This is a genomic window from Legionella londiniensis (genome assembly GCF_001467825.1).
Classification (GTDB): domain Bacteria; phylum Pseudomonadota; class Gammaproteobacteria; order Legionellales; family Legionellaceae; genus Legionella_A; species Legionella_A londiniensis.
Genome location: NZ_LNYK01000016.1, coordinates 154222 through 176268, shown reverse-complemented (window position 1 = coordinate 176268; position 22047 = coordinate 154222). Strand labels below are relative to the sequence as shown.

Below are 22047 nucleotides of genomic sequence, written 5' to 3'. Positions count from 1 at the left end.
AGGGATGCGACTTTTTTTAATCCTGTTTTTTATGATGCTTATTGTCAGTTGCGGACGAAGCAAAGAATCTCAATATTACGTCCTAAATCCTATTCCATGTAAACATTCTCAACAAAAGCCTGTCTTTCATCATTTAAGAATTGGAATAGACCGAATAAAAATTCCAGGCTATCTTGAAAAACCACAACTCAGTTTTTACTGCACCTCAAACCAGGTTCATCTCGAAGAAAATCATCAATGGGCTGAAGCTTTGAAAGATAATATTATGCGCGTATTGCAAACCAATCTATCCACTTTATTGCCTGGCGCAATCATTGAGGTTGAACCATGGAATCGTAGATTTGTGCCGGAATATACGCTGCAGGTCATGATATCAGAGTATAAGCTCGATATAGGCGGTAAAAGTGAATTAAGGGCCGAGTATCTGATCTATCACCATGAACAAACAGTGAAAAAACAATCCATTTGTTACTGCACCAAGTTATCCAAGGTTTCGCCACAAACTTTGGTTTCAAGCATGAACCATCAATTAACTCAATTATCTCATGAGATTTCGCAATTTTTCATTCAATCGGCGGATAAGGAAAAAGTTAGCCCGCGTTAGCATAAGATAATGCAGGAAAGAGTAGAATCTCAAGCCATATCACTTTGTCTCATCCAGACTGTAGAGCGATAGAAGAGGCCTGCTGCGGGCTGTTTTGGTATTCTTGCAGGCTTTCCGATTGATTAAAAATAGACTTAAGATTCTCGGATAATACCTGACTATGCGGCTTCCAAAAAGAAAAAGTTCCCTTGTTAATTTTTGAAACTATGCCTAAAGTCAAAATATGTCCTATAAATTTTATTATCAATAAACCCAACGGGTCTCGATGTTTTTTCCATAATTCCTGGTGTTCATTATGAATTTTATATGCTTGCTTAAGTCTTTCAAGGTCGCTTTTTACGTTGCTGTTACTTAAGGCATCACGCATTGCTTGAACAGCATTAATCTTGTCTATGGTATGCGTTTGATGATCATATCGGGACCTTAAATGCTTCAAATATTCATCGCACAAGGCGATAGCAGCGACAACATATTTGCGCCTGTTTTGATCATTATCGGCGGATTGGGTAGCAACAAACTGGTGTTTTGCGTAATCAATCTCAGCAGGTACTTTAAAATTCTTATTCATTGCCTCGAGCTTCAGGCGAAAAGAGTGCCGCGCTAATAGCTCATTAATTTGTTCATTATTATTTAGTTCCGGAACTGTTTGCGTGTCCAATTTCTGATAATAATCAAAAAAACTCCTATTTTGCTGCTGTAAGGAATGAATTTCTGCAGCAAACTCACCCAATAAGTATATTTTAAGTTTAGTGCCCTCTATCCCGTCCCAATAACCACCACCCATTAACATGGACAGCAACATTGTTTCAAGATTACCAAATCTCATAAAAAATTCGTCTTTACCGGGAAAATTATCAGTAATGAATTTAGCCAATTTTTGCGGGAAATAAGGTTGAGAAATTGAGCAAGTTGGCTTGAGAAACCATCCTGATGAGAAGTTATAAAGAGAAATTCCGCCAAAAGGAAAAAATGTATTTTCCTCAGAAGAATTCTTGCCCGTTGACTGATAGAACGGATATCCGCCTACGACAGTAACCAAACGCTTATTGCCGCGAGAGGAAATATGATTGACGAATAAAAATTTTTCAGGGCTTTTACTCATTATTACAATAGTATTTATAATGTTATAAGCAATTATACCTGAAGAAGATTAACAAAAACTTAAGATAGAAAATCTCATCAACGGTAGCAGGTAATATATTGAAACCCGCTGCAATCTTTACCAAAGCATAATTTTTGATTGCCAAGCTCTTTGGTCGCGGCGATTTCGGTTTCCTTTTTATAATGTTTTGCTTGAAGATAACCCATTCTGCGGCAGAAAGAATAAGCTGCTCTTTGGCCACATTCCTTGCCATCTTTATAGCACCAGGCAATGCGGTAAGAATCCAGTCTTGGATAAACAAAACGCTTCTCACGGTAATAGTAAGGTTTTGCAGGCTGATGATTTATCTTGCCTATGCAACGAATTAACTTAAACCCGTTGCATTGCCATCCTTGGCATTTCGCTTTACTGGCTAAAACGTGAGTTAATCCAACGTTGTTTGCAACAATTTCCTTATCAGCCCCATCATAACCTAACATACGGCAATAACGGGAAGCGACTGCCATACCGCATTCCTTGCCGTCGAACATGCAATAATTCAAGCGTAATATATGATAAGTAGGCTCCCAAATATTGCGGTAAAAATATTGAGTATTTTTACGGGAACGAGGCATAGTCTTGACAGACAAAGCCCCAGAGTCTGCAACTTGCACATCTGGCTTGGCATCCAGGGCGCGAGCATCGGCCGCTTGAGTACTTGAGTTAGCCATCTGGGTGCTGGAAATAACGGATTCGGTCATAATGATTTCAGCAGCGCTACGTATTTCGGCATAAGATGCGCCTACACCGAAAAAATAAAAACACAGTAAAAGTAAAAATTTCATGATTTGTTGGCATTGCAACAAAGTAAAACATCGGGAAATTAAACACATTGTCATATTGAATCCTTAATCTTCCTGGTACGAGAATCCGTTAAAAACTATATTTCTGACCTGCCAACCTATTTAATAGCAGACAGTTGCTTTATTGTTCAAAAGATCAGTAAGAATAGACAGTAGTTCATCTGAAGGCATAACTCGCCACTGCGCTCCCAGGTTCAAAACTGCCTTTGCATGCCTGTTTATATATTCTAATTGCACAACACATTCCCCCCGGTGATTTTTCAAGACAGACTGTAAAAGAGGAAAAACATGCTGCTCTGCCTCTGTTAGCCGAATGCGCACGCATCTCGCAAAACGCGTTCTGGCATCAGCTAACAAATATAAAGTTGATGCGGTCAGTTTGGTTCTGTTTGTGTAGTCATCATGGCTTAGCTCCCCTTCCAACACCAGAATTTCCCCACTTTGAATTTTTTCCTGAAATGGCTCATATACTTCTGAGAAAACGACAGCATCAATATGCCCTGAACCGTCTTCCAAACTAATAATAGCGAGCTTTTTACCCCGCTTGGTAAGAATTCGCCTTGTGCTGGTTACCATGCCGACAATGATCGCCTTTCTGGCGGCTGGAGTTAAATCAGCAATCGGAATGACAAGATCCTGGAATTCATGTAAATAACTTCTTGCTGGATGTCCTGTTATATAAAAGCCAAGCGTTTCTTTTTCCCCTTCAAGCCGCATTTTTTCATTCCAGGGTTTACCGGCAACATAATCAACATCTTCCTTGCCATCATCAAACAACGAAAATAAATCAGTTTGCCCGCTTGTTTGCTGCTGATGAAAATTAAGCCCCACTTGCAGTGCCTTGTCAATTGACTCAAACAAAATCCCGCGATTAATGCCCCATTCATCCATCGCCCCGCTTTTTATTAAAGCTTCAAGGACACGGCGATTGACTTTACGCATATCGAGTCGTTGGCATACATCAAATAAGCTCTTGAATGCTCCCCTGTTTTCCCGCTCTTGTTCAATGCACTGGATTGCAGATTCACCGACACCCTTGATTGCGCCTAAGCCATAGATAATTTTATTATCATCGCACACCGTAAAATGATAGCAGGAACGATTCAAACAAGGCGGAAGTACTTCTATATTCATGCGCCTACACTCATGAATAAAATTCACTACCTTATCGGTATTGTCCATATCAGAAGACATGACTGCTGCCATGAATTCAGCAGGATAATGAGCTTTTAACCATGCTGTTTGATATGCGACCAAAGCATAAGCTGCAGAATGTGATTTGTTAAAGCCATAGCCTGCGAATTTCTCCATCAAGTCAAATATTTTTGTAGCAATTTCAGCTTCCACCCCCCGTTCATTCGCACCCTGTATAAAAATTTCCCGTTGCTTTGCCATTTCTTCAGGCTTTTTCTTTCCCATAGCGCGACGCAACAAGTCTGCTGCTCCCAGAGTATAATTTGCCAGGATCTGGGCAATCTGCATGACTTGTTCCTGATAAAGAATGACGCCATAGGTTGGTTTTAAAACAGGTTCCAGATCTGGGTGCGGATATTCTACTGACGCTCTGCCGTGCTTACGGTTGATAAAGTCGTCGACCATGCCTGATTGCAAGGGTCCTGGCCGAAACAAGGCAACCAAAGCAATAATATCTTCGAAACAATCGGGTTGCAGGCGGTGGATCAACTCCTTCATTCCTCTGGATTCCAGCTGAAATACCGCTGTGGTTTGGCAGGCTTGCAACAGCTTGAATGTCTTCTCGTCCTCCATCGAGATTTCTGCAATATTCACAGGGGGTTGTGAGGCGCGTTTTTGACGCTCATTGATGATGGCTAAAGCCCAGTCGATAATGGTCAGCGTTCTTAAACCCAGAAAGTCAAACTTTACAAGCCCTGCCGCTTCAACATCATCTTTATCAAACTGACTGACCAGCTGGGTGGAACCCTGTTCACAATAAATTGCAGTAAAATCGCTTAACTCAGACGGCGCAATAACAACGCCGCCAGCGTGTTTTCCGGCATTTCGGGTAATTCCTTCCAGTTTTAAAGCTAAATCGATTAGTTCCTTGACATCCTCTTCATTTTCATATCTTCTCCGAAGTTCATCCTCTTGTTCCAAAGCTTTATTCAAGGTAATACCCAGCTCAAAAGGAATGAGTTTGGCCAGTTTATCAACAAAGCCATAGGGATGCCCCAGTACACGCCCTACGTCCCGCACAACCGCTTTGGCGGCCATGGTACCAAAAGTGATTATTTGAGAAACGCTTTGTCTGCCATATTTGTCGGTAACATATTCAATGACCCTATCGCGCCCTTCCATACAAAAATCAATATCAAAATCCGGCATGGATACACGTTCCGGGTTTAAAAAACGCTCAAAAAGCAAGTCATAGGCCAATGGATCCAAATCAGTTATATTCAACGCATAGGCCACCAAAGAACCCGCGCCAGATCCGCGCCCTGGACCCACAGGAACGCCATTATTCTTTGCCCATTTAATGAAATCAGCAACAATAAGGAAATACCCCGCGAATCCCATAGAGTTAATAACGTGAAGCTCTGTTTTTAATCTGAGCTCGTATTGCTTGCGCCCGCTGCTGATGGCTTCGGGTTTGTGCCGATAGATTTCTTCTAACCTTTTGTCCAAACCTTCTTCCGCCAATTGAGACAAGTAAGTTTCTACCGAGGAACCGGCAGGTACCGGAAAATTGGGTAAATAATTTTGGCCAAGATTCAGTTTGACTGTGCATCGCTTGCTGATTTCTACGGTATTATCTATGGCCTGGGGCAAATCCTTGAACAACTCCAGCATTTCTTCGGCGGACCGCAAGTATTGTTTGCTGCTGAATATTTTTTTTCGCCTGGGGTCTGCAAGAGTTAATCCATCATGTATGCAAACCCGCGCCTCATGGGCATCGAAATCCTCTTCTTCAATAAAGCGCACATCATTGGTTGCGACCAGGGGGAGCGCTAACGATTCAGCAAGCTTGACCACGCGTTTATTATATAGCTCTTCATTTTCTCGTCCGGTTCGCTGAATTTCTAAATAAAACCGATCAGGAAACATTTCAAGCCACCGAAGAGCGAGCATTTCTGCTCTATCCTCATCACCTGCAATCAATGCTTGGCCTACATCTCCCATGCGGGCTCCTGATAAGGCTATGAGCCCTTCAGCATATTCTGCTATCCATGATCGGTGAATATGGGGTTTTCCATCATACTGCCCCTGAAGATAGGCTTTTGAAACCAGGCGAGTCAGATTTCTATAACCTGTTTCATTTTGGCATAATAAAACAATTGAATAGACCTGTTCTGGTTTCTCAGGGTCATGATATGGAATATCGCAACCAATAATTGGCTTGATTCCCTGGGAAATCGCTGCCTTAAATACCTTCACTGCAGCAAATAAATTACAGTAATCCGTTACCGCAATTGCATTCATGCCTTTTTTAGCGAGGCAATGCATTAAAGGCTTAATGCGAATCAGCCCATCAACCAGTGAATATTCTGTATGCAAGCGAAGATGAACAAAGCGTTGTTGCATGGAAAGATAAATTTTCAATCTATTATGAATGAACTGTACCGAACCGATAGGCAGAGAGCAAGCCCTGTTTTCATATCAACTTTGCTTGGCGAGGATCAAACACATCCCGTACTGCGTCAGCAAATACGTTGCTGGCCAATACCAGAATAAACATCAATACAAATGCGGCTAACATTGGCCACCAAACAATAGGCTCCCGTGCAAGTTCAAGTCTTGCAGCATTAATCATATTGCCCCAGCTGATGGTCAACGGGGAAACTCCAACGCCCACATAAGATAAAACTGCCTCAGCCAGAACCAGGAAGCTGAAATCGAGAACCAGAGTAATCAAAACAATATGCATGACGTTTGGCAAAATATGTTTTCTTAAAATTTTAAATGAGCTGCTGCCCAACGCTCTCGCCGCCATTACGAAATCAACTTCCCGCAATTTTAATGTTTCAGCACGCAGTAAACGGCAAAGACTTGTCCAGCTTGTTACTCCAAGAATAAAGCATAATGCCAGCAATCTCGCATCCGCACTTTGGGCAAGGCTTGTAAATTTATCCGGATGATTGGTGATATATGTTTGCATCGCAAGAATAGACGCCGTTATCAACAATACGCCAGGAATTGAGCTTAAAGTTGTGTATATATATTGAATAACATCATCTACAAAGCCGCCAAAATATCCTGCTGCTGTTCCGAGAATGAGGGCAAGGGGCATCATAAATAAGGTTGTTAAAGTGCCAATAACCAAGCCCGTGCGTATGCTTTTTATAGAATAATAAAATATATCCTGGCCAATTTCCCCAGTGCCTAATACATGTAATTCCCGCGATATCCAATAGCTTGCAACAGTGATTGTCAATACCACAAACAAAGTCAGTAAAGCGCTGATGCCGGCAGCATGGAGCTTAATCAACCTGGTTTTCAGGATAAATTTTTTAACAATGAGCGCGCAGAGGCTAATAAACAAAATCATCATAAGACTAAAAAAAATGCTTTTAATGAAAACTTTCTCGAGCCAAAATTTGACATCCTTTGTGGTTTTAAACTGTTTTGAGGGATAAGTGAGGCGCGGATACACTTGCCTTGCCTGCCCGTCAGCCAGTATGGTTTCAGTGGTATAAAGCGTAAGGGCCAATGGGGCGGAATAAGTTTTTTCATGATGGGTATTTAAAGGCGCAAGAATCCTGTCAAGAATCGATTGCGGCTGATATTCGTTTGCTGTTTTATAATGTATAGAATCTAATATGCCTATCAGTAAAAAAAACAATAAAATGATGGAAGCGCTTGCCGCAATAGGTTTCTTGAAAAGCTGGAAAAAAGCATATCTGGTATGTTTTTTGCGCAAGCTAATTCCTATAGCCGCAAAACTGAATGCCAGGACAATTAAAAAACATTGATCAGTCCATAGCAATTCAAAAGTCATTTGAGCCTCACGCGCGGGTCAACCAAAGTGTAGGAAATATCTGTGAGCATGAGGCCCAGGATATACAAAATTGACCCTAAAAATACCATGGCACGGACAATAGCAAAATCCTGTTGCTGGATTGCATCAATCACATAACTTCCTAACCCCGGTATGCCAAAAAATGATTCAAGAACCAAACTCCCCATAAACAATGAAGGAATAATAACCACAACCCCTGTAAGGATTGGCAGCATTGCATTTTTTAACACATGGCGAAACAATACCCTGATTTCAGATAAACCCTTGGCGCGCGCGGTTTTTACATAATCTTTGCTGATTTCTTCAAGAAACAGGGTTCGGTACCACCTGCTTCCTGCGCCTAACCCGCCGATAATACCGACAATCACGGGCAATATAATGAACTTAAAGCTGTTCAACCCATCATCATAACCTGATATGGGAACCAGGCGTAAGATTTTACCAAACAGGTACTGGCCGCCAATGATATAAAACATAGCGGATATGGACATTAAAATAATACAAAAAATCATGCCTGTTAAATCAAGATAAGTCCCCCGGAAAAAAGCCATGGTCATTGCTGTGGCAATGTTGGCAAACAAGCCTAACAGTAAAACCGGCAGGGCAATTGCAAGGCTTGGCCACATGCGCTGGTAAATATCCTGGCTGATATCGCGACCGGCGTCAGAGCTCCCAAAATTAAAGGTGAATAATAGAAACGACTTTTTATAAAAAAGGGTTTGCGTAAATTGAAGAATCCCCTGCTCTTTACCGTTGTAAAACAAGGGCAAATCATACCCTCGCTGCATTTTCCAATATTCAATTGCATCCTCGCTGACATGCTTTTGGCCAAGATGCATTCTTGCCATATCATCAGGAGAATTGACAACAAAAAATAAAGAAAACGTTAAAATGTTAATTCCAAGAAGTACTGGAACAGCATAAAAAAGCCTGCGTAATAAATAAGCACTCATAGCGGGATTCTCTCGGCACGCTTTTTTTGTTTTTGAACATAAGCAAAAGCAAACGGAAGCAATAATAATAACAACAAAAGTATGAACAATAGAACAGGCCACAACACCGGCTGATTCCACAAGGTCCGCAAATAGTTCCGTAAGGATACGTTGATCGCCATATATTTTAGGGTATTTTGTGAAATGGTATTGGTTTTAAACGGGGCTACCCATTGCTGGCTTAAGACAAGGCTTTGGCTGTTGATTCCCCAAACCCATGGCGCATCATGGCGAAGAATTGCCACCATCTCGTCAATTATTTTTTGCCTTTCTTCATCATTGGGGAGATATCTCATTTTTTCAAATAATTGATCATATAAGGGATTATGATAATTTGCTGCGTTTTCACCTCCATAAGCCACTTTTTCATTAGGACCGTACAATAAAAATAAAAAATTCTCAGGATCCGGATAATCTGCGTTCCATCCCCAGCTGAAAATCTGGGCGTTTCCGCTTCGCATTTTTTCCTGGAAACGGTTATATTGGGTCGAGCGGATATTTAAGGAAATGCCAATACGGGCAAACTGTTTACGCATCCAGTTCAATTGCGCTTTAGCATCGGGACCGCTGCTGGCCGGCACATCATAATGAAGAATGAGAGGCCGATTAGTGTTTGGATCCAAGCCATTTGGATATCCCGCTTCACGCATCAGCTGTAAGGCATCGCTGATAGGTCGCCGAACCGGTTCTCCCTTCCAGCGGTAAACATAGGGATTAATGCCTTTTTTGCCTTCCCTGTAGCCAAAAATGCCTGGAGGAATCGGACCTTGTGCCGGAATACCACGGCCATTGAAGAAAATTGCAATATTTTCTTCATAATTAACGGCAATAGAAATAGCAAGCCTGAGTTTCCTTGCGCGTTCAGACTGGCCGCCAACAACAGGATCTAACATATTAAATCCAAGATAAAAAATACTTGGATCAGTCATTTGAGTCAAACGCATCCCTTTTGCTTTCATGGCAGGAGTCAAGGTCGTATTCCCGGATTGTGTAATCTGGATGGCCTGGTCAAAACTGTCTGCGGCTACCCCTGACAAATCATAATAGCCTTGCAAAAATTTATTCCATCGGGGTATGGCTTCTTTTTCCAGGGTAAAGACTGCTTTTTCAATCAGGGGCAAGCGCGCATCCGGGTGATGCAGATACCCTTTTTTTATATCAAGGCCAGTTCCCTGCGATGGAAAATATTCTGCATGGTATTTCGGATTTTTTTCAAGAACCATGCGGCTATTGGGATTGTTTTCTGTCAACATGAAAGGCCCTGTGCCGATTGGATACCAGCCTAAACTGATGTTCCTGTCTTCCATTCCCGGTTGGGCATAAAATAAATCTGCCTCCCAGGGCACAGGGGCAAAGAAAGGCATGGCAAGCCAAAAAATGAATTGTGGGTATTTTCCCTTAACAATAATTTTAAAGGTATAATCATTGATCTTTTGCACGCCAGCCAAGGGGTAACGCCTTAAATCTACAAATGCGCGATCGACGCTTGAAGGAAGCTTTTTGCCAAACTCCTTAAATCCCAAAATATATGTGCTCATTAAACCGTATATCGGTGAATTTACGGCAGGATCCGCAAGCCGTTTAATTTGGTAAATATAATCATCAGCAATCAACTCCCGCGTACCTTGCTGCTTAAAATCGCTTAATTGATTGATATCATGTTCGTCCAGGTAATCGGCCGTTAGGTTATGATAATAAAACTCTCCCTTTTTATTTTTTGCAAATGCAGGATGCGGCTGATAATAAATACCCGGTTTGAGATGAATGGTATACACGCTGGTTGCCACATCTGTATTTTCTGAAGCGGCTAATTCATGGCCTTTTTCATCGTAATAATGAACCTCAGGCATGGCAGCGGTTGTCAATGGAATGAGTTTATAGGGACGAGTCAGGTAATCATACTGCAAAAGAGGTTCATAGATTTGGCCGATAAACTGATATTCATTGCTGGAATAGGATTTCGCAGGATCCAAGGTTTTGGGTTGTTCGTTAAAGGATGAATAATAAATATTTTCATCCGCTTCGCTTTGGGGATAGGGATTATTGAATACCCACCCGGCAGACGCCACACCCGCTTTGAGGCAGAGCAATAACAGCAACAATATTCTCGGCATGATTGTTTGCAACAACGGATGCATCCTTACAGTGATTAGCCCTGGCCCATCCAGTTAAATAAGTAGCCCGGCCGTGCGCCAAAACAGTTTTATTCAGCCTGATAACATATCTATAAATGATGCTTCATTTAAAATCGGCACGCCCAGTTTTTCAGCCTTATCATACTTTGAACCAGGATCGAATCCTGCGATGACATAATCTGTTTTCGCAGAAACAGAGCCTGTGACCTTTGCGCCAATGGCCAGGAGTTTTGTTTTGGCTTCTTCTCGGCTCATGCTGGCTAAACTCCCGGTTAACACAATGGTTTTACCATAAAACGGATGGCTCTTATCGGCTTTTTGGGGAGTTTTATCGTGTTCCCATACAACGCCGCGGGCGATTAATTTATCAATTACAACAAGATTATGCGGCTCGCGAAAAAAATGGACAATGTGGTTTGCGGCAATAGGGCCGATGTCCTTTAATTCAGTCAGTTTCTCTGTCGTTGCTTTTTTTAGATCGTTAAGGCTTTCAAAATGAGTCGCGAGAATATGAGCGCTTGCTTCGCCAATTTCCCGTATTCCTAAAGCATACAAAAAGCGCTGAAATGTTGTTTTCTTGCTTTTATTCAATGCCTCAATTAAATTTTGCGCTGATTTTTTGCCCATGCGCGGCAAGCCCGCAAGTTCTTCCTCGCTTAAAGCGTACACGTCTGCCACATCTTTTATCAGTTCTTTATCTACCAGCTGTTCAATCAGTATTTCTCCTAAACCTTCAATGTCCATGGCCTTGCGGGATGCAAAATGCCAGACCATCCGCTTTAGCTGTGCTTTGCAGAATAACCCCCCTGTACAGCGAGCCACTGCTTCCCCTTCTTCACGTACAACATCTGCTCCGCAAACAGGGCAGTGTGCGGGCAATTGAATTTTTTTTGTTTGCTTGGGACGCTTTTCCAAAACAACCGACACAACCTCGGGAATCACATCCCCTGCGCGACGAACAACCACATAATCGCCTATTCGTATATCTTTTCGTTCAATTTCATCCATATTATGCAGAGTTGCATTACTGACGGTAACGCCGCCTACACTGACGGGCTGAAGACGCGCAACAGGGGTCAATGCGCCAGTTCTCCCAACCTGGAAATCAACCTCAAGTAATTGCGTCATTTCTTCACTTGCAGGAAATTTGTGCGCGCAGGCAAACCGGGGCGCGCGTGAAACATACCCTAATTTTTCCTGTTCACTGATGGAATTAATTTTATAAACCACGCCATCAATTTCATAAGGCAAATCATTCCGTTTCTCTAATATGCTGAAATAATAATCCATGCAACCTTTCATCCCTACAGCAAGCCTTGACTCGTCGGATATGCGAAAGCCCATCTTCTGCAATAATTTCAACTGCTCAAGGTGGGTGGAAGGAAGCCTATATCCGTCACAGGCTCCTATGCCATAGCAATAAATAGATAGAGGCCTGCTTGCTGTTATTTGCGGATTTAATTGCCTTAAGCTTCCTGCTGCCGCATTGCGGGGATTGGCAAATGTTTTTTCTCCACGCAGCCTTGCCTGCTCATTAAATGCCTCAAAACCCGCTTTGGGCATATAGACTTCCCCGCGGACTTCTATTAATGAAGGTACGTCATCAAGCAACAGTTTTAAAGGCACTGCAGGAATGGTTTTTATATTATTGGTAATATTTTCCCCAACCATACCATCGCCGCGCGTTGCCGCGGACTGCAGAAGGCCGTTTGCATAAGTAAGATTGACCGCAAGCCCGTCAAGCTTTGGCTCACAGGCAAACTGTAAATCATCAATCTGGCATTCAAGTTTATCCGCCAAACGTTTCATAAATGCCCGCAATTCTTCTTCTGAAAACACGTTAGCCAGAGAAAGCATTGGTTTTTGATGGGCAATAGGTTCTAAGGAAGAAGCCGGAGTCGCCCCCACGCGCTGGGTTGGAGAATTGGGCGATTTAAACTGCGGGAACTTTTTTTCCAATTCCTGCAAAGCCTTAAAGCAGCGATCATACTCTGCATCCGGTACGAGCGGTTCATCCAGCACATAATAATGATAATCATATTTTCTGATGCGATCGCGTAATGCTTGAATTGTTTTTAGAGTATCTTCAGCGGATAAGTTTTCGTTTTTCATGAATGCGAACATAACTCTTTAGGTTAATTAGCAGAATAGTTACATGTTTACTCGATCCAGGCAACAGTCATTATTTGATGAATCGACTAGGGAAATTTACCCCGGTGTTCCAAGAGAAAGACATGATAGCTTCCTCTGGTTGGTTACAGGGTAGGCGAAATCAGCGCCTTTTTAGGGAGCATTCATACAAATCCTGAGGATTGCTTTAAGTTATTCAGGTATCACACGAAACTCACGACATTGATAGTAAAAAAACTCCCCACGTCATTCAAAACAACATTACGTATCAAAAATGACTTACCTACGGTTTTTATAACGATTTTCGGCTCCATTTAATATTCTAGCTTTTCGATACAGAACTGAAATTCGTTGAATCGTCAGAGCAACTCACCTCATTTTCTGAGGCACTGAAATTCGCAGTACGTTTAGAATTTGCAAAAAAAGTGCTCGGTCCGGAGATAAAACTGGCCTCAGAGGAATTATTCCAATCATTTCTTTGTTTTTTAGCGCCTGGTATGTCTTCAGGCTGCCGCTTTCGTTTTAAGGATGCATCTTCTGTTTTATGCCTCATGTAAACAGTTTTATAGGCTTTTATATATAATCTTATATATTTTTGGTCAAAGCTTCTTTTTTGCAGCCTTTGAGTGATTTCTTCGCTCGATTCTTCAGGTTTAGAGTGCCCCATCCTCAAACGAGCCAATCTTGCTCCAGCTTCTGCCGCTCTAACCTCAATACTGCGCTTACCGTGCGCTTTTGGTTTACTCCCGTGAGTGATTTTTGTTTCCCCACTATCATCTGGATTAGTGATATTTTCTGAAGATGTTTCAGGAAGCTGGATCTGCTGAGGAATATTTTGAATTTGGAGCTGCAGCTGCAGCCATTGAATTCGCTCGGCTTGCTGGGTAATAATCGCCTGCTGGTAAGATAGCATTTGCTGCATCATTTCAACCTGATGCTGGAGTGTAGTATTAGCGTCATGATGTGACGAAAACGATCCTCCTGGTTGCAGGAAATCGGGAGGGAAATTCAGTGGAGAGGAGACACCGCTGGAATTCAGTACAAAATCGAATAAATATTCATCGTTATTTTCTGGCAAAGAAAGCAATGATCCATTTAACTCTTCAACATTGTTACTGCCACTTTGAATAGTGCCCAATGGCTGGTTTTGCTCAGAAATCGATTGTATCCATTGACTCCGAACAGCAAGAGCTTCCTCGGTATTATCTGGTTCCCAAGGGATCATATTCAACATTTCATAAATCTGATGATAAGAAGGTATAGGGGAGTTTTGAACAATAGATTGATTATTTTGACCAGGCATTTATCTTCTCAATGAGGCTCTTTGGTAAAAAAAGAAAGCATTATAAAAATGCCTGGATTCTATATAAAAACACTTTATATGTCATCTAATGTGAATTTCAAAATCACCTGAACCTGACATAACTATTAATAAATTGTGCCAATTGAATCATAATAATCCTAAAAGGCAAGACATCATACAGAAATGAACCCGTTCGAACAACTGCTGTTGCTCTGTTAATTAATAATCCCTATGCTGAGCAACAACAATATCGATTATGCGGTAAATAAACTCTTTATCAACAATATAAAAGCCATTATTGCCATGGCAATGTCTTCCGTAAGCGTCACGGTTGATAAAGGCACATCTAAAACCGTGCCCATACATGGGCATTTTATATCCAGACCTTTTTGCAATGCATTAACCACCCCCACTGCCCCAATACTTAATAAAACGATGGTCAATAAATAAGTCAGTATCGGTAAAAAGAACGATAGGTACGCAAGCCCCAGAAACAATTCGATTAACGGATAGCAATAAGCATAAAGGCGTGAACGCCTGGCGATAATATCATACATCTCAAAACCATCAGCAAAGCCTACAGGATGGAATAGTTTTAATGTACTGAAAATCACCAGAAAAATACCCATAAAGTAATGCATCCATACGCGCATGTCCCCGCCAACTTGCCAGTTAATGCTCAGTGCTGCAAGGAAAGAGACAATAATTAAAGAAAGCAAAGGCCAATATCGTTTCAAGGAGGATTCATCCGAACTTTTTTCTGATTTTTTTTTAACCAAATTCTGATATTTTGGGTGCTCATCAATAAAGTTCTTAACAAATGGACAGGTCGGTACGATTTTATAACCGTTTTCCTTTGCATATTCTAATGCATGCTTGGTGATTTCTGCAGCGATTCCCTGGTGTCTTAAGCCTTCCGGTACAAAGGTTGTAAAATAATCTAAAGTCGTATCGTCAATTTTTTTATATTTTAACTCACTCTCTTCATCATTTTTCGTAGCATAGAATCTCTGATTTTTTTCATCATGTTTGATATTTAAGTCCATTTTTTGCCCCCGATAGTGAATCATTATTTGCTGTATTCCGTAAGTTTTTAGCCATTTATGACAATGAATGAATTGCCTCACTATCACACATCGCCAAGTCAAAATCACTGGATTTCTCTTCCACTTGTTTGCTGAGCTTTCTTAACGCTGTTCTCATCCCTTCTTCCAGTACAGGGTGATAAAAAGGCATTTTTAGCATATCAAATACCGTCATTTTTTGCTCGATAGCCCAAGCCAGTAAATGCCCCAGGTGCTCACCGCCGGGGGCTACCATTTCAGCGCCAAGGAGTTCACCATTTTTTTTCGCCCCATATACTCGCAATAAACCGTGGTTTTGCTGCAAAATCTTGGCTCGGCCTTGATTTGAAAAGTCAATTCCAGCAGCAATAAAGGATCCTTCTTCTAATTCTTTATATGCTTTTCCAACAACCACTATATTAGGTTCGGTAAACAAAATACGAAGAGGCGTTCGCCTTTTAAAACACTGATTTTTATTTATTGCATTATAAGCAGCAATTCGCCCTTCATCCGCTGCTTCATGCAATAATGGCCTCGCATGATTCACATCTCCTGCAAGAAAAAGAGGGGAATCCTGAATTTGCATGGTGGTTGAATCAAATTTCGGAATTCCTTTTTCATCCAGTTCAATACCAAGTTCTTGTAGGCCTAAATTGGCTAAATTTGGTTTACGCCCCATAGCGACAATGACTTGATTGACTGGAATGTCACTTGATGCATGAATATACAATTGACCGTTTTTCTTTTTTAATGAAGCTTTCTCATTGAGATAAATGGGAAATTCCTGCTGAAAAATATTAAGCGCTGCTTGATTGACTTCAGGATCGCTTATTCCCCCAATGTGGCCGGTAGCGGTAAACGCAGAAATATTAATCCCCAAACGAGAGAGCGCCTGGCCAAATTCCAAACCAATGCTACCCGCACCAATAAGACCTATCTCATGGCCCAATGAATCCTGTTCAAAGATAGTTTCACTGGTTAATATATCTTCTTGAAATTTAAGCCACTCATCGGGGATGATGCTTTTTGAACCGCAGGCAATGATAATGCTCTCGGCGTGGATGATCTGATCTCCAACTTGAAGGGCGTTTGGGGAAATAAACTTTGCATTGCCATACAGAAACGATTCACCCAAAGATTGAGTGAATTCCACAACACCGGAGGTAAATTTATCGCGCATTTTCCGAACATAGTTTAGGACTTCAGGTAAATTTGTCTTAAGATATTGAGCCCCTTTTATCCCCTGTTCGGCAAAATGAAGCCGTTGGTGATAGTTATTCGCTGCCTGGATTAATAATTTAGAAGGCATGCATCCAATTCGTGCACAGGTGGAACCTAATGGTCCCCCATCAATAACTAAAATATCATCCGTATATTTTTGGGCTTCCTTATATGCGGATAATCCAGCAGTCCCTGCTCCGATAATGGCAATCCTGACCTTTCTGTCCATAACAAGCTTTATTTATTGGGCGTTTTTTAAAATTAGCAGGACTATTTGGTTAAATCAATTTGCAAACCTGAAACATTGTCTGTTCTATTTTTTAACCGCGTTAACAATTTGCCGGTACGATTACTAAATACGCCTTTGTTCGCCAAGAACAATGTTTTTTGTTGAGCGGCCAATAACCGATACGGGTAGTCTCCAATTCCTTGCCTTCCTCAATAGCAAGAAACTCATCAAGAAAATGAATGGCTTGAAGCGCTTGATTTTGTTGGATTCTAGCAAATCTTGCTTTATGAACTTTATTATTAGGATTAAAATTGTCCTTGGCAAAAGCTTCAATATAGCTATTTATAAAACTCATTTACTGGTCATAATAGAATGTTATGAGTCATTTTCTCTGAAAAGCAAATGACATAACTGGCTTAGGGAAAACAAATGGAAGTTAGGAGTCTTAGGGAAATGAGTAAAAACTGGCATGCGGAACCCGCAGAAAAAGCCTTAATTACTCTTGGGACAGGCGCCAAGGGGCTAAATGCCAATGAAGTGCGCGACAGGCAGGCGATTTTTGGTTTCAATCAAATTCCTGCCGCTGCTAAAGAAACGATTCTTGTGCGTTTTTTAAGACATTTTAATCATCTTTTAATTTATGTGCTTCTGATCGCTGCCGTCACAACCGCCCTATTACGACATTGGGTAGATACTGTGGTAATACTTCTTGTGGTTATTGTGAATGCTTTTATTGGATTTATCCAGGAAGGAAAAGCAGAAAAAGCCCTGGATGCCATTCGTCATATGTTGTCCCCTATGGCTGATGTTTTACGCGGGGGCGAGCGCCAAAGAATTCCTGCAAAAGAACTTGTGCCAGGAGATATAGTACTGCTGGAAGCAGGCGATAAGGTTCCGGCCGATATACGTCTTATCAAAGCCCATGGTTTGAATATCGATGAGTCAGTCATCACAGGCGAATCAGTTTCTGTCGAGAAAGATACCAAACCCGTAGCACAGGATGCCGTTCTTGGGGAACGCTCTTCCATGGCTTACAGCGGCACTCTTGTGACGAGAGGCACTGGAGCGGGGGTAGTTGTTGCAACCGGCCTGTATAGCGAAATTGGCAAAATCAGTGGCCTCTTGGCAAAAGTTGAGTTATTAAAAACACCCTTAGTGAGGCAAATGGATATTTTTGCAAAATGGCTCACAATACTGATTTTAATGGTTGCCGCCTTATTATTGATTTTCGGTTATTTTGTTCAGCATTACAATTTTAGCGAGTTATTCATGATAGTGGTTGGTTTGTCTGTTGCCGCGATTCCTGAAGGACTCCCCGCAGTTTTATCCATTACACTCGCGGTAGGTGTGCAGGCTATGGCGCGCAGGCATGCCATTATTCGGCGCCTGCCAGCAATTGAAACAATTGGCTCAGTTTCAGTTATCTGCACTGATAAAACAGGAACGCTCACTCGCAATGAAATGACCGTGGTTAGTGCATTAACTGCAAATCATTTCTATGAAGTTGAAGGCTCCGGCTACTTGCCTGTTGGCTCCATTAAACTCCATGGCGAAATCATTAATCCAAATAAACATCCTTCGCTTTTGAGACTTATACAATGTTCAGTCCTTTGTAACGCTGCGACTTTATACCATCGGCAAGGAAGTTGGCAAATAGAAGGTGATCCTATGGAAGCCTCATTGCTGGTGCTTGCAGAAAAAGCAGGTATTCCAATCAACGAAATACGCCAAACCTGGGCCAGTACGGATATCATTCCCTTTGATGCCAGACATCGTTTTATGGCAACTTTACATCATAACCATCAGGGCCATGCTTATATTTTTGTTAAAGGAGCTCCAGAGCAATTATTAACTTTATGTCAAAATCAACAATCCGATAGAGGAGATCAGGAAGCGGTCAATCAGGCTTATTGGCTCCAAAAAGTTGAAGAAACTGCCAAAAAAGGTCAGAGAGTGCTTGCTTTTGCCATGAAATCCATACCAGCAGATAAAACCGTTCTTCAGATGCAAGACGTTCAAGAAGGCCTGGTGCTGTTAGGGATGACCGGAATGATAGACCCGCCCAGGGAAGAAGCTATTATTGCCGTAGGCCAATGTATTGATGCCGGGATTCACGTGAAAATGATCACAGGTGATCATGCTGTAACCGCAGAAGCTATTGGCCGGCAAATAGGATTGGAACATCCGGATAAGATACTCAAAGGCTTTGAGATTGATGCAATGAATGATATGGAACTTGCAAACGCGGTTTTAGAAAATGATATTTTTGCCCGCACCAGTCCTGAGCATAAGTTAAGGCTCGTCATGGCTTTGCAATCTCATGGGATGGTTGTTGCCATGACTGGCGACGGAGTCAATGATGCATTGGCCCTTAAAAGAGCCGATGTGGGCATTGCCATGGGGCAAAAAGGCAATGAAGTCTCCAAAGAAGCTGCTGAATTAATCCTAACCGATGATAACTTTGCCTCAATTGCCGCAGCAGTCCAGGAAGGCCGTACTGTATATGATAATCTAAAAAAAGTAATCAGCTGGACTTTGCCCACAAATGCTGGCGAGGCAATGACCATTATTCTTGCTTTGCTGTTAGGCTTGAGCCTTCCTGTAACGCCTATCCAGATACTGTGGATCAATTTAATCACAACAGTAACCCTTGGCCTGTCCCTCGCGTTTGAACCAACTGAAGACAATACCATGCATCGGCCGCCCAGACCCCGCAATGAACCAATATTAACCGGTGCACTGGCCTGGCACATTGTCCTTGTATCTTTTCTTTTTGTTTGTGGGGTGTTTGGCATTTATTATTATGTCTTGGATAAAGGATATTCCCTTGAGCTTTCAAGAACGATTGCCTTAAATACACTGGTGGTACTGGAAATTTTTCATTTATTTTATATCCGCAATATTTACGGAACTTCTTTAACCTGGCATGCTGTAAAAGGCACAAGAGTTGTATGGATAAGCATTATTGTCATTACGATAGCGCAATTCTCGATTACCTACCTGCCCTTTATGCAACATATTTTTTCGACTGAAGCGATTCCTTTCTTTGATGGTGCTTTAGTCATAGCTATTGGAGTGGTTTTTTTTGCGCTAATTGAAACAGAAAAACAACTGCGCCTAAGAATTATATCCCTACGTCATCCGAATATTTGAGCAGGCAAAGAAGCTTTTATTTTTAAAATTCTCCAGCGTGGTGCTGCGCTTTAGAGCTTTAAACTGACACTAGAATATCCAATTCAAGTTGCTTTTAATGTTGGCGTACATCAATCTTTATTCCTGGGTTCAAGTGAACCGCCGACAATTTTTTTGCAGGTGCCTTCAGGCAGGTAAATCCAGGCATCACCCTGCCCGTCTATTTTGGAAGTAGCCGCACAGGAGGTCGTTGCAGTACCACAATCATTCATGCCAGCCTTGGCAATCCCATAACATTTTTCCTTGCCTTTGATTTCGCCATGGGCAATGGCTTCAGGTGCTGTCGCCAGAACACCGGCGGCGGTTAAGCCAAGAGCGGTTTTAATCGCTGATTTAATCACTTTATCCATTTTGTTTTTACTCATATTATCTACCTTAACCTAAGAAGAGCGAACAATTGTAGAAGAAATAGCCATGCTATAACATACATATTCCATGTCAACACAAAAATATGATTAAGGAGAATCAGGGCCTACGCATGAAAATCAAACTTGAATTAGCTGAGGTCAACCTGACTCCTATTTCTACGCCCCGCGACTTGTTCGTGGGATCCAGCATTTGATTCAGAATCACTGGATTTCGCGGATAAACCGCAGAACGTAGAAGTCAAGAGTTTTTTCACGCATAAGCCCTGTAAGGAGAATAGTATGCCCTGGACTAAATCAGATTACCCTGATTCCATGAAAAATCTCGATGCAGCTACTCGAAATAAAGCAATTGAAATCGCCAATAAATTACTGAAAGAAGGTTATGAAGAAGGGCGAGCTATTGCTATTGCAATTGCTAAAGCTAAGAAAAAGAAAGACTCGGATTAGAGAAAATTTTAATAAATAACAAGCAATCAAAAAACAGTAAAACCAATCACTGGAGAAAGATTTGACTACCCCAACTATAAGAGAAACAGAGCAATTTATGGATGAGAATGAATCATTTTTCAACATGCCTCTGACCCATCAAAAAGACTTCCAGGCATTCTATGTTGAATCAGGAAATTTACACATCATCAGAGAATACTCTGAAAAACTGACTAGATTACTGAATGAGGAGAAAAAACAAAAACGAGAATGGCTGAAAGGGAATTTCAAACCAGCATTGATGAATGAAAAAATACGTCAGTTTATCATGGAAAACAAAAACCATCCTGCCATTAATTTATGGAAATATAAAGGGCCCAAAAAGGAACTGCAGCATGATTTTATATTTTGGCGAATGCGCAGGTTAAAAGATCCGCTGGAAGAACAATTGCCTGTGGCTGTTTTTGTGGATAGTGAAGCACTTGAAGATATGGTTGATGATTATAAAGATTACATTCAGGAATTGACAGGCACTTATCCTAATAAGAACCTTGAAATTGAAGACGATGAAGCTACGCTATTTTTTCCTGACAAGGAAAAAGCAAATGCTTTCTTTGCAGAACAAGCAAGAAAAAATCGCCCTTATATTGTGCTAGACAGCAAAACAAAGCAGGTTTTGGTTTTCTCGTTAGGTGATGGAAATATGGATGAGAGCGGGCAATATGACATAGAAACAATCTTTTCCCTAATGGAGCAAAGCAATCTCATTGGGAATAAAGCATTTATATGACGGCAGAACAGGCTAAAAAACGTCAGCTGCCGACATTCAAGAATCGGACTATAATTTAAGACTATGAAAAATAATCAACGCTCTTCTGAGAAACTATTGGAAATTATCCATTCCCATAAACTGGAACAAGCTATTTCTTTTGAAGAAATAATCGAACTCCTTGGAACGCGTGCTTTTGGTATTGCATTATTGCTATTTTCTCTACCCAATGCCCTGCCTTTTTCAGTTATTCCAGGCCTGGCCTTTGTTTTTAGTACCCCTATTTTCTTTATTGCAGTTCAAATGATTCTTGGCAGAAGCACGCTTTGGTTGCCAGATATTATTGCAAAAAAAACCGTATCGCAAAAATCTCTGGCTAAAATAATTAACACCACCCTCCCCTATCTAAAGAAAGCAGAATTTTTTTTAAAACCAAGATGGGCATTTATGACCAGCCGTCCTATGGAAATTTTAAACGGTTTGGTTATTTTGGTCCTGGCTCTCCTTTTAATTTTGCCCATACCATTCAGCAATTTTATTTTTGCAATCCAGCTCATTGTCTTCAGTATGGGGCTGATTGAAAAAGACGGAATATTTATTGTCTTAGGATACACAGCAAGCCTGTTATATATTAGTTTGATATCATGGGTTATTGTGGCTGCTGTTAACAATATTATATCCTGAACAAGGGGACC

General features: G+C 41.4%; 17 protein-coding genes. 5 read left to right on the top strand and 12 right to left on the bottom strand.

Features of this window, described 5'->3' with window-relative positions; all coding sequences use genetic code 11:
* The first annotated feature begins 4 nt into the window (after positions 1 to 4).
* Positions 5 to 604: a PqiC family protein gene (locus Llon_RS06650; protein ID WP_058529282.1), complete on the top strand. Its 600-nt coding sequence runs from the start codon at positions 5 to 7 to the stop codon at positions 602 to 604.
* A gap of 49 nt (positions 605 to 653) precedes the next feature.
* Here the strand turns inward: Llon_RS06650 and Llon_RS06645 are convergent, their stop codons facing one another.
* From Llon_RS06645 to Llon_RS06595, 11 genes are all read right to left on the bottom strand, one after another.
* Positions 654 to 1706 (bottom strand): hypothetical protein, encoded by a 1053-nt coding sequence (locus tag Llon_RS06645; RefSeq protein ID WP_058529281.1) that lies wholly within the window; start codon positions 1704 to 1706, stop codon positions 654 to 656.
* Positions 1707 to 1783: 77 nt separating this feature from the next.
* A complete protein-coding gene (locus Llon_RS06640) occupies positions 1784 to 2584 on the bottom strand; it encodes a hypothetical protein (protein WP_115336861.1) in 801 nt (266 codons plus the stop codon).
* Positions 2585 to 2650: 66 nt separating this feature from the next.
* Positions 2651 to 6088 carry a DNA polymerase III subunit alpha gene (gene dnaE, locus Llon_RS06635; RefSeq protein ID WP_058529280.1) on the bottom strand — a complete coding sequence of 1146 codons (3438 nt, stop codon included), beginning with the start codon at positions 6086 to 6088 and terminating at the stop codon, positions 2651 to 2653.
* A 70-nt stretch (positions 6089 to 6158) separates the two neighbouring features.
* The gene (locus Llon_RS06630; RefSeq protein WP_058529279.1) at positions 6159 to 7502 is read right to left on the bottom strand and encodes an ABC transporter permease; all 1344 of its coding nucleotides are present in this window, start codon (positions 7500 to 7502) and stop codon (positions 6159 to 6161) included.
* The gene (locus Llon_RS06625; RefSeq protein WP_058529278.1) at positions 7499 to 8476 is read right to left on the bottom strand and encodes an ABC transporter permease; all 978 of its coding nucleotides are present in this window, start codon (positions 8474 to 8476) and stop codon (positions 7499 to 7501) included. Before Llon_RS06625 ends, Llon_RS06630 begins: the two co-directional genes overlap by 4 nt.
* Positions 8473 to 10629: an ABC transporter substrate-binding protein gene (locus Llon_RS06620; protein WP_058529480.1), complete on the bottom strand. Its 2157-nt coding sequence runs from the start codon at positions 10627 to 10629 to the stop codon at positions 8473 to 8475. The genes Llon_RS06625 and Llon_RS06620 overlap by 4 nt, the downstream gene beginning before the upstream one ends.
* Before the next feature lie 93 nt (positions 10630 to 10722).
* A complete protein-coding gene (gene ligA, locus Llon_RS06615; protein WP_058529277.1) occupies positions 10723 to 12762 on the bottom strand; it encodes an NAD-dependent DNA ligase LigA in 2040 nt (679 codons plus the stop codon).
* A 340-nt stretch (positions 12763 to 13102) separates the two neighbouring features.
* Positions 13103 to 14083: a hypothetical protein gene (locus Llon_RS06610; RefSeq protein ID WP_058529276.1), complete on the bottom strand. Its 981-nt coding sequence runs from the start codon at positions 14081 to 14083 to the stop codon at positions 13103 to 13105.
* A gap of 254 nt (positions 14084 to 14337) precedes the next feature.
* Positions 14338 to 15129 carry a GNAT family N-acetyltransferase gene (locus Llon_RS06605; protein WP_058529479.1) on the bottom strand — a complete coding sequence of 264 codons (792 nt, stop codon included), beginning with the start codon at positions 15127 to 15129 and terminating at the stop codon, positions 14338 to 14340.
* 55 nt (positions 15130 to 15184) lie between these two features.
* The gene (locus Llon_RS06600; RefSeq protein ID WP_058529275.1) at positions 15185 to 16597 is read right to left on the bottom strand and encodes a dihydrolipoyl dehydrogenase; all 1413 of its coding nucleotides are present in this window, start codon (positions 16595 to 16597) and stop codon (positions 15185 to 15187) included.
* Between the two features lie 100 nt (positions 16598 to 16697).
* Positions 16698 to 16952 carry a hypothetical protein gene (locus Llon_RS06595; RefSeq protein WP_058529274.1) on the bottom strand — a complete coding sequence of 85 codons (255 nt, stop codon included), beginning with the start codon at positions 16950 to 16952 and terminating at the stop codon, positions 16698 to 16700.
* Positions 16953 to 17026: 74 nt separating this feature from the next.
* Between Llon_RS06595 and Llon_RS06590 the strand changes: the two genes are divergently transcribed.
* Positions 17027 to 19750 carry a cation-transporting P-type ATPase gene (locus tag Llon_RS06590; protein WP_058529273.1) on the top strand — a complete coding sequence of 908 codons (2724 nt, stop codon included), beginning with the start codon at positions 17027 to 17029 and terminating at the stop codon, positions 19748 to 19750.
* 110 nt (positions 19751 to 19860) lie between these two features.
* Here the strand turns inward: Llon_RS06590 and Llon_RS06585 are convergent, their stop codons facing one another.
* Positions 19861 to 20154, bottom strand: a complete 294-nt coding sequence (locus Llon_RS06585) for a BufA1 family periplasmic bufferin-type metallophore (protein WP_237758281.1) — start codon at positions 20152 to 20154, stop codon at positions 19861 to 19863.
* A 282-nt stretch (positions 20155 to 20436) separates the two neighbouring features.
* Between Llon_RS06585 and Llon_RS11395 the strand changes: the two genes are divergently transcribed.
* The 3 genes from Llon_RS11395 to Llon_RS06575 all read left to right on the top strand — a co-directional run bounded on the left by Llon_RS11395 (position 20437) and on the right by Llon_RS06575 (position 22036).
* Positions 20437 to 20604, top strand: coding sequence for a DUF2188 domain-containing protein (locus tag Llon_RS11395; RefSeq protein ID WP_115336860.1), 168 nt, complete (start codon positions 20437 to 20439; stop codon positions 20602 to 20604).
* Positions 20605 to 20665: 61 nt separating this feature from the next.
* On the top strand, positions 20666 to 21373 hold the full coding sequence (locus Llon_RS06580; RefSeq protein WP_131754641.1) for a hypothetical protein: 708 nt from the start codon (positions 20666 to 20668) through the stop codon (positions 21371 to 21373).
* A 63-nt stretch (positions 21374 to 21436) separates the two neighbouring features.
* Entirely contained in the window at positions 21437 to 22036 is a 600-nt protein-coding gene (locus tag Llon_RS06575; RefSeq protein ID WP_058529271.1) for an exopolysaccharide biosynthesis protein, read from the top strand.
* Positions 22037 to 22047 lie beyond the last annotated feature (11 nt).